General features: G+C 73.6%; 16 protein-coding genes. 9 read left to right on the top strand and 7 right to left on the bottom strand.

The genetic code is table 11. The features are described from left to right. Nucleotides 1–80 precede the first annotated feature (80 nt). The 5 genes from ACZ5D2_RS23965 to ACZ5D2_RS23985 all read left to right on the top strand — a co-directional run bounded on the left by ACZ5D2_RS23965 (nucleotide 81) and on the right by ACZ5D2_RS23985 (nucleotide 2,742). On the top strand, nucleotides 81–515 hold the full coding sequence (locus tag ACZ5D2_RS23965; protein ID WP_371678050.1) for a DUF3995 domain-containing protein: 435 nt from the start codon (nucleotides 81–83) through the stop codon (nucleotides 513–515). After that, complete coding sequence (locus ACZ5D2_RS23970; RefSeq protein ID WP_371678049.1) at nucleotides 512–1,021, top strand: RNA polymerase sigma factor; 510 nt, start codon at nucleotides 512–514, stop codon at nucleotides 1,019–1,021. Before ACZ5D2_RS23965 ends, ACZ5D2_RS23970 begins: the two co-directional genes overlap by 4 nt. Beyond that, the gene (locus ACZ5D2_RS23975) at nucleotides 1,018–1,533 is read left to right on the top strand and encodes a hypothetical protein (RefSeq protein WP_468931814.1); all 516 of its coding nucleotides are present in this window, start codon (nucleotides 1,018–1,020) and stop codon (nucleotides 1,531–1,533) included. The genes ACZ5D2_RS23970 and ACZ5D2_RS23975 overlap by 4 nt, the downstream gene beginning before the upstream one ends. A gap of 135 nt (nucleotides 1,534–1,668) precedes the next feature. Continuing rightward, nucleotides 1,669–2,466, top strand: coding sequence for a VOC family protein (locus ACZ5D2_RS23980; protein ID WP_468931850.1), 798 nt, complete (start codon nucleotides 1,669–1,671; stop codon nucleotides 2,464–2,466). A 123-nt stretch (nucleotides 2,467–2,589) separates the two neighbouring features. Continuing rightward, on the top strand, nucleotides 2,590–2,742 hold the full coding sequence (locus ACZ5D2_RS23985) for a hypothetical protein (protein WP_468931817.1): 153 nt from the start codon (nucleotides 2,590–2,592) through the stop codon (nucleotides 2,740–2,742). 76 nt (nucleotides 2,743–2,818) lie between these two features. Here ACZ5D2_RS23985 and ACZ5D2_RS23990 read toward each other — a convergent pair whose 3' ends face one another. After that, a complete protein-coding gene (locus ACZ5D2_RS23990; protein WP_030232166.1) occupies nucleotides 2,819–3,091 on the bottom strand; it encodes a DUF1876 domain-containing protein in 273 nt (90 codons plus the stop codon). 41 nt (nucleotides 3,092–3,132) lie between these two features. Next, entirely contained in the window at nucleotides 3,133–3,900 is a 768-nt protein-coding gene (locus ACZ5D2_RS23995; protein WP_371678046.1) for a TetR/AcrR family transcriptional regulator, read from the bottom strand. A 93-nt stretch (nucleotides 3,901–3,993) separates the two neighbouring features. On the opposite strand from ACZ5D2_RS23995, the gene ACZ5D2_RS24000 reads away from it, so the two are divergent. Together ACZ5D2_RS24000 and ACZ5D2_RS24005 are read left to right on the top strand one after the other, a co-directional pair. After that, the gene (locus ACZ5D2_RS24000) at nucleotides 3,994–4,920 is read left to right on the top strand and encodes an ATP-binding cassette domain-containing protein (protein ID WP_371678045.1); all 927 of its coding nucleotides are present in this window, start codon (nucleotides 3,994–3,996) and stop codon (nucleotides 4,918–4,920) included. After that, the gene (locus tag ACZ5D2_RS24005) at nucleotides 4,917–5,666 is read left to right on the top strand and encodes an ABC transporter permease (protein ID WP_371678043.1); all 750 of its coding nucleotides are present in this window, start codon (nucleotides 4,917–4,919) and stop codon (nucleotides 5,664–5,666) included. The genes ACZ5D2_RS24000 and ACZ5D2_RS24005 overlap by 4 nt, the downstream gene beginning before the upstream one ends. 65 nt (nucleotides 5,667–5,731) lie before the next feature. Here ACZ5D2_RS24005 and ACZ5D2_RS24010 read toward each other — a convergent pair whose 3' ends face one another. From ACZ5D2_RS24010 to ACZ5D2_RS24025, 4 genes are all read right to left on the bottom strand, one after another. After that, on the bottom strand, nucleotides 5,732–6,004 hold the full coding sequence (locus tag ACZ5D2_RS24010; RefSeq protein WP_030232177.1) for a DUF1876 domain-containing protein: 273 nt from the start codon (nucleotides 6,002–6,004) through the stop codon (nucleotides 5,732–5,734). 58 nt (nucleotides 6,005–6,062) lie between these two features. Next, complete coding sequence (locus tag ACZ5D2_RS24015) at nucleotides 6,063–6,413, bottom strand: hypothetical protein (RefSeq protein ID WP_371678042.1); 351 nt, start codon at nucleotides 6,411–6,413, stop codon at nucleotides 6,063–6,065. 79 nt (nucleotides 6,414–6,492) lie between these two features. Then, the gene (gene hemB / locus ACZ5D2_RS24020) at nucleotides 6,493–7,494 is read right to left on the bottom strand and encodes a porphobilinogen synthase (protein WP_030232182.1); all 1,002 of its coding nucleotides are present in this window, start codon (nucleotides 7,492–7,494) and stop codon (nucleotides 6,493–6,495) included. 42 nt (nucleotides 7,495–7,536) lie between these two features. Further along, on the bottom strand, nucleotides 7,537–7,950 hold the full coding sequence (locus ACZ5D2_RS24025; protein ID WP_351028941.1) for an ATP-binding protein: 414 nt from the start codon (nucleotides 7,948–7,950) through the stop codon (nucleotides 7,537–7,539). A gap of 112 nt (nucleotides 7,951–8,062) precedes the next feature. On the opposite strand from ACZ5D2_RS24025, the gene ACZ5D2_RS24030 reads away from it, so the two are divergent. Together ACZ5D2_RS24030 and ACZ5D2_RS24035 are read left to right on the top strand one after the other, a co-directional pair. Beyond that, entirely contained in the window at nucleotides 8,063–8,887 is an 825-nt protein-coding gene (locus ACZ5D2_RS24030) for a helix-turn-helix domain-containing protein (RefSeq protein WP_351028943.1), read from the top strand. Continuing rightward, entirely contained in the window at nucleotides 8,884–9,129 is a 246-nt protein-coding gene (locus ACZ5D2_RS24035) for a DUF397 domain-containing protein (RefSeq protein WP_371678041.1), read from the top strand. Before ACZ5D2_RS24030 ends, ACZ5D2_RS24035 begins: the two co-directional genes overlap by 4 nt. Here ACZ5D2_RS24035 and ACZ5D2_RS24040 read toward each other — a convergent pair. Beyond that, the gene (locus tag ACZ5D2_RS24040; RefSeq protein WP_371678040.1) at nucleotides 9,107–10,339 is read right to left on the bottom strand and encodes a HEAT repeat domain-containing protein; all 1,233 of its coding nucleotides are present in this window, start codon (nucleotides 10,337–10,339) and stop codon (nucleotides 9,107–9,109) included. The genes ACZ5D2_RS24035 and ACZ5D2_RS24040 overlap by 23 nt on opposite strands. Between the last annotated feature and the right edge of the window lie 115 nt (nucleotides 10,340–10,454).

A 10,454-nucleotide genomic window follows, 5' to 3' on the forward strand; every position in this document is an offset into this window, starting at 1 on the left:
TGACGCGGGTCACAGGGAACGTTCCCCCGGGTCGCCGCCTCTTCGGTGTGTCGGCAACCGGCTCACCGAGGGGGAACACCATGGACGAGGACCGATCGCGGCGCCGGGCGGGCGTCGCGGTGGCCGGGCTGCTGGCCGCCGACGGACTGGCGCACCTGTACTGGGCGACCGGAGCCACCTGGCCCGCCCCCGACGAGCGGACCCTGTCGCTGGCCGTGCTCGGCACCGAGGTGTCCTTCGGGCCGCCCGTCGTCCTGCCCCTGGCCGCGCTCACGCTGACCGCCGGGACGGGGGTCCTGGCCCACGCGCACGGGCGCGGCGGGCGGACCACCCGGACCGTGACCGCGGCCGTCGCCGCCGGGCTCGCCGTACGGGGCCTCGCGGGCCTCGGCTGGGCCGCCGGGATCCTGCCCAGCCCGCCCGGCAGCCCCTTCCACGCCCTCAACCTCGCCCTGTACACGCCCGCCTGCCTCGGCTTCGGCTGGGCGGCGGCCCGGCTGGCCCGCGCCAGGTGAACCCCGCCGACCGCGAACGCGGGGTCGCGCTGGCCCGCGCGGCCCGCGCCGGGGACACCCTCGCGCTGCACGCGCTGCTCGACCACCTGACCCCGTACATCGCCCGCATCTGCACCCCGATCGCCCTCGCCGACGGCCCGGACGCCACGCAGGAGGCGCTGCTGGCCGTGTTCACCGCCCTCCGGTCGCTGCGCGATCCCGAGGCCCTGTACGGCTGGGTACGGGCCGTGTCCGTACGGGAAGCGGTACGGGTGGCCCGGCGGGCGGCGCGGGCGCGGCCCGCCGAGCTGGACGACGTACCGGCCGGGGGCGATCCGCAGCTCGCCGCCGACATCGACGACGTCCTGGCCCGCCTGACGCCCGAACACCGGGCCGTGCTCGTCCTGCGGGACGTGGAGGGCCTGGACGAGGAGAGCGCCGCGGCCCTCCTGCGCATCCCGGCCGGCACCGCCAAGTCCCGCCTGCACCGGGCCCGTACCAGCTTCCGAAAGGCGTGGTCCGCGTGACCGACCCAACCCTCCCGCCCCCCGGAACGCCCGCCCCCGGGACCGACCCCGGGACCGACCCCGTGCACCGGCTGCGCGTCATGGCGGCCGCGGTACGCGGCGCGCACGTCGCCGAGCACGTGGTGCAGGCCCCCTTCGAGGAGGTCTGGCCGGTCATGGCCGCCCTCGGCTTCCTCCCCGACTTCCACCGCGTCCGCGTCGTGCGCGCCGACGCCGATGCCGACGGCGGCCGCTTCGAGGCGCTGGCCCGCGGCCGGTACGGCTTCCGCGCCCACCTGCGGGGCTTCTCCCGCCCCGGCTGGTGCTGGCTGCAGAGCCGCTTCCTGATCGTCGGCCTCGCCGCCGCCCCCGCCGCCGATCCGGCCGCCACCCGGATCGCCCTCACCGGCGGCGTACGCGTCCCCACCAGGGCGGCGGTCGTCCCCTTCGCCACCCGGCGCGAACTGGACGAGGCCGCACACCGGCTGGCGGCCCTGGTCCGGGCCCCCGCGGCACCCCGGCCGGGCGAGTGAGTGAGTGAGCGAGTGGGGCCCTGTACCACCGGGCGCGGCCCGTTCACCCGTTCGGCCCGATTTCCGCCGCGGGAGCCGGGTAGGGGTCGGCCCGTCCTTCCCCCCGAGCGCCACCCGGAGGCATCCGTGCCCGACATGAACGGCCCCTACAAGCCCGGCACCCCGTGCTGGATCGACCTGATGGTCCCCGACCAGCAGGCGGCCATCGACTTCTACTGCGACCTCCTGGGCTGGCAGGGCGAGGTCGGACCGGCCGAGACCGGCGGATACGCCGTCTGCACCCTCAAGGGCAAGCCGGTCGCCGGGATCATGAAGGCGATGAACCCGGACGGCACCGTCTCCGACCCGCTGCCCCCGACGGTGTGGACCACGTACCTGTCCACCGACAACATCGACGGCACCGTCAAGTCCGTCACCGACGCCGGCGGCACGGTCATGATGGGCCCGATGGACGTCATGGACCTCGGCCGGATGGCCGTGATCACCGACCCGACCGGGGCCGTCGTCGGCCTGTGGCAGCCCGGCACCTTCGACGGCGCGGGCATCGTCAACGAGCACGGCGCGCTCATCTGGAACGAGCTGACCACCGCCGACCTCCCGGCCGCCTCCGCGTTCTACTCCTCCATCCTGCCCGTCACCACGCACCGCTCCGAGATCCCGGGCGCCGAGGGCTACATCGAGTTCCAGGTCGACGGGCGCGCGGTCGGCGGGATGATGGACCTGACCCAGCTCCCGCCGGGCGTACCGCCGCACTGGCAGGCCTACTTCCACGTGGACAGCGTCGACGAGGTCCAGGCCGCCGCCGTCCGCGCCGGCGGCAGCGTCCTCGCCCCGGCCTTCGACATGGCGGTCGGCCGGATGGCCGTCCTCGCCGACCCGCAGGGCGGAGCGTTCTCGGTCATCACGGCCAACATGCCGGAGCAGCCGGCCTGACCCCCGCCCCCGGGGCCTCGGCCCGCCGGACCGTGAAACACCCGTGGGTGCGGGGGAGTTCCCCGCACCCACGACAATGGCGGGACGCGGCAACCAGGGGGAACCGGGGGAACCATGTCTTACTTGATCATCATTGGGTTCGGCCTCGCGTGGGTGGGCTTCACCATCTGGCGCGAGCGCGGACGCCCGAGCAAGAGCCGCCGTTCGAAGGGCGACGCGGGCTCCTTCTACGGCTGCGGCGGCGACTCGTCCTGCGGGGGCGGCGGGGGCGACTGACGGCCCCGCCCACGGACGGCTGCCCGGACGTCCTCACGTCCGGGCCGCCGTGCCGGCCCCTTCCCTCCGGGACCGGTCAGCGCTCGATCGGGTAGGACGTGCGCCCCGACGCACCGTCGATCTCGTCGTGCGCCTTGGTGAGCAGTTGCTCCTTGAGATCGTTGAGCGCACGGGCTGCCGCGATCTCCTCGCCCACCCTGGGCTGATTGCCGTCACTGGGGTGACGGCTGGAATAGCCGTGCGAGCGCAGCTCGCTCCCGTCCGGTAGCCGGACGAGGGCGGCGGCGCGGGTGCGCTTGCTGTCCTCCTGGAACTCCACGTCCACATGCCATCCGACGGCATCCTTCATGGCGATCACCTCCGAGGCCGCTGCTTTCCAGGGTGCACCCGTCAGCCCGTCCCCGCCCGCCCCGCGACCAGCGGCGCGAGCCCGTCCAGGATCCGCTCCAGCCCGAAGCGGAACTGGAAGTCCGGCTCGCCGGAGCCGCTGAAGGCGTCCGAGTCCAGCAGCCGCGTCACGGCAGGGTGCGCGTCCGGGCCGGCGAGCAGCCGCAGGGTGCGGACGTACCGGTCCAGGGCCTGCTGCGGGGTGACTCCGGACTTCACGATGGCGTCGATCATGTCGGCGGCCATCGTGGCCTCGTTCCGCACCAGGCCCCCGATCAGGATGATCGTGGAGAGCTTCTCGCCCTCCTCCAGGCCCGTGCCGGCCATCGCGGCGAGCCCCCGGTCCATCCAGGCGAGCTGGTTCGGGGTGGCCGGCGGGGCCGTGATCGGGATGCGCAGGATCCAGGAGTTGGCCATCAGTACGGCCCGCTGCGCGTACGCCCACTGCGTCAGCAGCTCGCGCCAGCCCAGGCCCTGCGCCCCGGGCGGCAGCGGCGGCGGGGTGCCGACCCCCGCGTCCGCCATGAGGACGTACAGCTCCTCCTTGGCGGCGACGTAGCGGTAGAGGGACATCGTCGAGGCGCCCAGCTCCTTGGCGACCCGGCCCATCGACACGGCGTCCATGCCCTCCGTGGCGGCGAGCGCGACGGCCGCCTCCACGATCCGGGGCAGCGTGAGGGTGGGGCGCGGCCCCTTGCCGGGGCGTTCGCGCAGGCCCCAGGCCATTTCCAGGCTCGCCGGGAGCCCGGTCCCGCTGTCCTCGTCCGCCATGACCGCCCACTCCTCGATTGACCCCCATCCTAGTTCTGTGTATTACTTACGCAGAAGAGCGTAAGCCATACGCAGAAGGGAGCTCCATCCCTCATGACCCCGCACGCCCTCGGCATCCACGCCACCGGCCTCACCAAGTCCTACGGGGACCTGTGCGTCCTCGACGGCCTCGACCTCTCCGTCCCGCGCGGCTCCGTCCTCGCCCTCCTCGGCCCCAACGGCGCCGGGAAGACCACCACCGTCCGGGTCCTCGCCACCCTCACCGCGCCCGACTCCGGGACCGCCCGCGTGGCCGGGCACGACATCACCGGCGCGCGGGCCCTCGTACGGGAACGCATCAGCCTCACCGGCCAGTTCGCGGCCCTCGACGACCTCCAGACCGGCGCCGAGACCCTGCGCATGACCGGCAGGCTCACCGGGCTGTCCGCCCGCGACGCCCGCGCCCGCGCCGGTGAACTCCTCGACCGCTTCGGCCTGTCCGAGGCCGCCGACCGCCTCACCAAGACCTACTCGGGCGGGATGCGACGGCGCCTGGACCTCGCGGCGAGCCTCGTCGGCAAGCCCGCCGTGCTGTTCCTGGACGAGCCCACGACCGGCCTCGATCCGCGCAGCCGCGCGGAACTCTGGGACCTCGTACGGGAACTGCGCTCCGACGGCACCACCGTCCTGCTCACCACCCAGTACCTGGAGGAGGCCGACCGGCTCGCCGACCGCGTCACCGTCCTCGACTCCGGCCGCGTCACCGCCGAGGGCACCCCCGCCGAACTGAAGGCCCGCGTCGCCGGACACCGCCTCGACCTCACCCTGACCAGCCGGGGCGCCTACGAGGCCCTCACTGCCCGCGCCGTCCACCACGACCCCGACGCACTGACCCTGGGCCTGCCCACCGACGGCACCGCCGCCCACGTCCGGGCCCTGCTCGACGAACTCGACCCCGACCGCACCGGCGTCGAGCGCTTCACGCTCCGCACCGCCACCCTCGACGACGTCTTCCTCGCCCTGACGGGAGCCCCCCGATGACCGGTACCGCCGCCCTCACCATGGCCGGGCGCAGCCTGCGCATCAGCCGGCGCAGCCCCGACGCGCTGATCGCCGCCCTGATGCTCCCCGTCATGCTGATGCTGATCTTCGTGTACTTCTTCGGCGGCGCCATCGACACCGGGACGGCGTACGTGACGTACGTGGTCCCCGGCGCCATGCTCCTGTGCGCGGGCTTCGGCGCGGCGAGCACCGCCGTGAGCGTGGCCGACGACATGAAGAACGGCATCGTCGACCGCCTCCGCTCCCTGGACGTGGGCGGCGTCCCCGTCCTGGCCGGACACGTCACGGCATCGGTCGTCCGCAACCTCGTCTCGACGACCCTCGTCCTGGCCGTCGCCCTCGCCATCGGCTTCCGCCCCCGGGCTTCGGCGCCCGCCTACCTCGCCGCCGCCGGGCTCCTCGTCGCGTACATCACCGCGATCTCCTGGCTGGCCGCGACGCTCGGCCTGCTCGCCAAGTCCCCTGAAGCCGCGGGCGGGTTCACCTTCCTGATGATGTTCCTCCCCTACCCGTCCAGCGCCTTCGTCCCCATCGACACCATGCCGTCCTGGCTGCACGGCTTCGCCGGCCACCAGCCGCTGACCCCGGTGATCGAATCGCTGCGCGCCCTCCTCCTGGACCGCCCGGCGGGCAACGCCCCCTGGACCGCCCTCGCATGGTGCGCGGCGATCACCGCCCTGGCCGTCACCGTGGCGGGCGTCCTCTTCCGGCGCCGCACCCGCTGAGCGGGGGCGCTCGCGCCACCGGGCTCGTGCCGGACGGGGGTCAGCACGGGCCCGGACCGCAGCGGTCAGGCCGTCAGCGGGTAGGAATGCCGTCCCGTGGCCTCGTCGATCTCCCCGTGGGCCTTCTGGAGCAGCTGGCCCGCGAGGTCCATCAGGGCCCGCGCCCCGGCGATCTCCTCACCGACCCGCAACTGCTCCGGGTCGGACGGGTGCCGCATCGCATAGCCGCGCGCCCTGACCTCGGAACCGTCGGCGAGCCTCAGCAGGGCCGCCGCGTTCGTGCGGTGGCCGTCTTCGGTGAACTCCATCTCGACGTGCCAGCCTGCGAGTGTGGGCATGGCGGATCACCTCCACAGTGCCGTGCGCCTCTCCCCCCAGCCTGCTCCTCCCGCCCCGCTAGGGCCAGTCGACCATGGCGGCGAAGACGATCACGTTCAGCACCACGGCCCCCGGCGCCGCCAGCGCCAGCGCGAGGCGCCGCGCCCGGTTGCCGTGGTTCCAGGGCAGCGCCCAGCAGGCCACGAGCAGGAGCAGTACGAGGACCAGCCCGCCCGTGAACACCGTCCACGCGGGCCCGAAGCTCGCGTCGAAGCGGTCCGAGGCCGCGTCCTCGCAGGAGTCGCAGGCCATCGGGGAGAGCCCCGCGAAGAACAGGGTGACGGCGGCGGCGGGCAGCGTCAGCAGGGTGGAGACGAGCGGCGCGACGTACGCGCGGCGGTCGCGCTCGGCGGGGGCGGTGGTGTCCATGCCCCCACTCAAGCCGGACGGCGCCGGGCCGGCATGAGTGTCCGTACTCATCCCGGCCCGCGCACCGCACTCAGCGCACTCAGCGGGTCTCGCGCAGCCAGCCCGCGACCTCGGTCGCCCAGTAGGTGAGGATCGTGTCGGCGCCCGCCCGCTTGATGCCGAGGAGGGTCTCCAGGATCGCCCGGTCCCGCTCGATCCAGCCCTTCTCGGCGGCTGCCTCGACCATCGCGTACTCGCCGCTGATCTGGTACGCCGCCACCGGCACGTCCACGGCCTCCGCGACCCGGTGGAGGATGTCCAGGTACGGGCCGGCGGGCTTGACCATGACCATGTCGGCGCCCTCCTCCAGGTCCAGCGCCAGCTCCCGCAGGGACTCGCGGGCGTTGGCCGGGTCCTGCTGGTACGTCTTGCGGTCGCCCTGGAGGGAGGAGGCGACGGCCTCGCGGAAGGGACCGTAGAAGGCGGAGGAGTACTTCGCGGTGTAGGCGAGGATCGAGACGTCCTCGTGGCCCGTCTCGTCGAGGGCGTCGCGGACGACGCCGACCTGGCCGTCCATCATGCCGCTGGGGCCCACCACGTGGACGCCCGCGTCGGCCTGGACCTGCGCCATCTCCGCGTACCGCTCCAGCGTGGCGTCGTTGTCGACGCGGCCGTGCTCGTCCAGGACACCGCAGTGGCCGTGGTCGGTGTACTCGTCCAGGCACAGGTCGGACATGATGACGAGGTCGTCGCCGACCTCGGCCTTCACGTCGCGGATCGCGACCTGGAGGATGCCGTCGGGCTCGGTGCCCGCCGTGCCGAGCGCGTCCTTGTTCTCGTCGGCCGGGACGCCGAAGAGCATGATCCCCGAGACGCCCGCCTCGACCGCCTCCACGGCGGCCTTCCGCAGCGTGTCCCGGCTGTGCTGGACCACGCCCGGCATCGCCGAGATCGGCAGCGGCTCGGTGATGCCTTCCCGGACGAACGCCGGGAGGATCAGGTCCGAGGGGTGCAGCCGGTACTCCGCGACCATCCGCCGCATGGCCGGGGTGGTGCGCAGCCGGCGGGGCCGGGAGCCGGGGAAGGATCCGTACGCGCTCATTCTCAGTCGCCTCTTCGAGCATCGACAGCAGTCCCCCCAAGCCTAGGGGCCCGCCGTCCGCACCCCGAACTCGCACCACACCGCCTTGCCGGGCATCCTCGGCGTCACCCCCCACCGGTCCGCGACCCCCGCCACCAGCAGCAGCCCCCGCCCGCCCTCGGCCCCCGGATCCCGGTCCGCGATCCGGGGCCGCCCGCCCCCGCTGTCGTGCACTTCCGCCCGGACGGCCCCGTCGAAGAGCATCAGCCGCACCCGGTAGTACCGGCCGGGCGGGACGCCGTGCAGCAGGGCGTTGGTGGCCAGCTCGCTCACGCAGAGCAACAGGTCGTCCCGACGACATGTGACACCCCACGCGTGAAGCGTCTCCGCCGTGAACTCCCTGGCGGGGCGGACGGATCGGGGGCTGCGGGGGAAGTACCGCTCGCGCAGCAGGGCCGGATGGATTTCCACGTTCACGGGGCGATCGTCGCGGTGCGTGACTAGCGTGGGCGAGACCGGTAACCCGTACTCCTTCATGAGTACGGGTTGGTACCGGTATCTCTCGTGCGCACTCGGGGAGTTCACAGGCATGCCACCACGCAAGAGGCCCCGGCCCAACGAAACCGCGATGAAGATGGTCGGCGCGCAGGTCGGCGCCGCCCGAGTCGCCAAAGGAATGACGCAGCGCACCCTCGCCGAAGCGCTGCACATGGACGAAGAGACGGTCGCCTCCATCGAGCAGGGCAGGCGGGTCCTCATGCCCAACGTCGCCGAAAAGATGGACCGGGTCCTCGGCCTGCCCGGCCTCCTGGCGGTCGCGGCGAACAGGATGCCGGAGGTCGACATGGTCCCCGCCTGGGCGGAGGAGTACATGGAGCGGGAACGGGAGGCCCTGGCCCTGTCCTGGTACGACACGCTGATCATTCCTGGCCTGCTCCAGACGGAGGAGTACGCCCGTGCGGTGTTCGGATGCCACGTCCCGTACCTCGGCGAGGAGAAGATAGAGCTGCAGACCTCCCTTCGGATGAAGCGCCAGAGGATCCTGCACCGCCCCACACCGCCAACGCTCAGCTTCGTCATGTGGGAGCCCGTCCTGCACGACCGGCTCGGCGGCGACGCCGTGTGGAGGGAGCAGCTGCATCACCTTCGCAGCTGTGCCGACTCCCCCGGCATCTCTCTCCAGGTCCTCCCCATGCGCATGGAGACCCACGCCGGTCTCTCAGGCCCGTTCACCCTGCTCGAAACCCCTGACTACCAGCGGCTCGCCTACTCGGAAACGCAGCGCGGCAGTGTGCTCGTGCGCGACCCGAATGAGGTCAGCATCCTCTCCCAGAAGTATGCGATGCTGCGGTCACAGGCCCTCAACTTCGCTGAGACGAAGGGCCTGTTGGACCGGCTGCTAGGAGAGGCATGAGCACCCCACTGAAGTGGTTCAAGTCCAGCTACAGCAGCGACCAAGGCGGCCAGTGCCTTGAAGTCGCCGTCTCCTGGCGGAAGTCCTCCTACAGCGGTGACGAAGGCGGCGCCTGCGTCGAGGTCGCCACCTGCCCCTGCGCCGACACCGTCCACATCCGCGACTCCAAGGTCGCCGACGGGCCGACGCTCACCCTGGCCCCCGCCGCCTGGGGCAGCCTCACCCGTTGGGTTCGTTCCTGAGGCGCCAGCGCCGCAGGCCGTCCGGCCGGGTGTCGTGTTCGAACTCCGGGCCCAGTGGGCCCACCCGGGCGTAGGCCTCCGCCGTCCGGGGGTCGTCCCGGACGGCCAGTCCGTAGGCGGCGCTGAGCCGGACGTCCTGCTCGTCCGCGTCGAGGAGCTCCGCCAGCGCCTCCGTGACCTCCGGCGAGCAGTCGGAGCCGCGGGCGGTGGCCCGCACGGCCCGGTGCCGGACACGCGGGTCCGCGTCCCGGAGCAGGGCGAGCAGTACCGCCCTGTCCGGCTCCCCCAGCTCCTCCCCGCCCAGCACCCCGGCCGCCTCCGCCCGTACCCCCGCGTCGGGGTCCCGCCCGAGGTCGCACACCGCCCGTGCCGTCTCCGGGTCCAGCGGCCGGTCGAACATCCACGGCACCCGGCTCCGCACCCGGGGGTCCGGATGCCCCGCGTACCGCAGCCCGAACTCCCGAGCCTCCGGGAGGTCCTCCTCGGTCACCAGCCGGAGCACCCTCGCCAGTACCCCGGCGTCCCGTTCCGTGTCGGCCCAGCCGGGAAGCAGCTCGGCACGCCGCTTCTCGTACCAGGGGGCGTGGTCCGTGACGCCGGACATCAGCCTGCCCAGGCCCAGGAAATCGGCGACGAACGCCCGGTGCGCGGGCGAGGGGTGCCGGTGGAAGGCCACCACCTCCCGCCACGTCTCCGCGCTCTGCCGCGACAGCAGCACCCAGCAGGCTGCCGACCGGTCGACGTGCTCCTCGTCCTCCGCACCGTCCTCGTGCCGCACCGCGCGGGCCATCAGCTCCCCGACCGGGGCCAGGATCCGGTACCGCCACTCCAGCTGGGTCAGGACGGCTCCGTGCCCGGCCCGGACGGTCCGCCCGCCGAGGGTGACCTCCTCGACGCGGTCGGCCGCGCCGTCCCGCACCCACCGGACGTCCGCCGGCCCCGCCGCCCCCGTCAGCCGCCGCAGCTCGCCCTCCGCGCCCCGCTCGTACCACCAGCGGGCCGCGACCAGCAGCCGGTCGCGCTCCGCCTCCGGCAGCGGCGCGGAACGCTCGTCCAGCAGCGCCGACACCACCGCAGGGGAGCCCCCCTCGACGGCCCGCAGCAGCACCCGGTCCGGGTCCGCCCCGGCCGCGACCAGCTCCTCGACGGTCTCCACCGCGTACGCCGCGACCGCCGCGCACAGCCCCGACAGCCCGTCCCGCTCCGCCATCCGTCCCCCCTCGTCCGGCGGCGATCCTCGCCCGACGGGGGCCGGCGGACAACCGGATTACCCCCGGGAACGGGGGAAGGGGCCCGGGTGCGCTGTGCACCCGGGCCCCTTCCCC

The sequence above is a fragment of the Streptomyces sp. NPDC031479 genome (assembly GCF_055581065.1).

What these genes read in the sequence shown, in the direction of transcription:
- hemB (WP_030232182.1), bottom strand. Translation starts at nt 7,494, where the DNA reads ATGAGCGCGTACGGATCCTTCCCCGGCTCCCGGCCCCGCCGGCTGCGC.
- ACZ5D2_RS24010 (WP_030232177.1), bottom strand. Translation starts at nt 6,004, where the DNA reads ATGCCCACACTCGCAGGCTGGCACGTCGAGATGGAGTTCACCGAAGAC.
- ACZ5D2_RS23965 (WP_371678050.1), top strand. Translation starts at nt 81, where the DNA reads ATGGACGAGGACCGATCGCGGCGCCGGGCGGGCGTCGCGGTGGCCGGG.
- ACZ5D2_RS24015 (WP_371678042.1), bottom strand. Translation starts at nt 6,413, where the DNA reads ATGGACACCACCGCCCCCGCCGAGCGCGACCGCCGCGCGTACGTCGCG.
- ACZ5D2_RS23995 (WP_371678046.1), bottom strand. Translation starts at nt 3,900, where the DNA reads ATGGCGGACGAGGACAGCGGGACCGGGCTCCCGGCGAGCCTGGAAATG.
- ACZ5D2_RS23980 (WP_468931850.1), top strand. Translation starts at nt 1,669, where the DNA reads ATGAACGGCCCCTACAAGCCCGGCACCCCGTGCTGGATCGACCTGATG.
- ACZ5D2_RS24005 (WP_371678043.1), top strand. Translation starts at nt 4,917, where the DNA reads ATGACCGGTACCGCCGCCCTCACCATGGCCGGGCGCAGCCTGCGCATC.
- ACZ5D2_RS24030 (WP_351028943.1), top strand. Translation starts at nt 8,063, where the DNA reads ATGCCACCACGCAAGAGGCCCCGGCCCAACGAAACCGCGATGAAGATG.
- ACZ5D2_RS23990 (WP_030232166.1), bottom strand. Translation starts at nt 3,091, where the DNA reads ATGAAGGATGCCGTCGGATGGCATGTGGACGTGGAGTTCCAGGAGGAC.
- ACZ5D2_RS24040 (WP_371678040.1), bottom strand. Translation starts at nt 10,339, where the DNA reads ATGGCGGAGCGGGACGGGCTGTCGGGGCTGTGCGCGGCGGTCGCGGCG.
- ACZ5D2_RS24000 (WP_371678045.1), top strand. Translation starts at nt 3,994, where the DNA reads ATGACCCCGCACGCCCTCGGCATCCACGCCACCGGCCTCACCAAGTCC.
- ACZ5D2_RS24035 (WP_371678041.1), top strand. Translation starts at nt 8,884, where the DNA reads ATGAGCACCCCACTGAAGTGGTTCAAGTCCAGCTACAGCAGCGACCAA.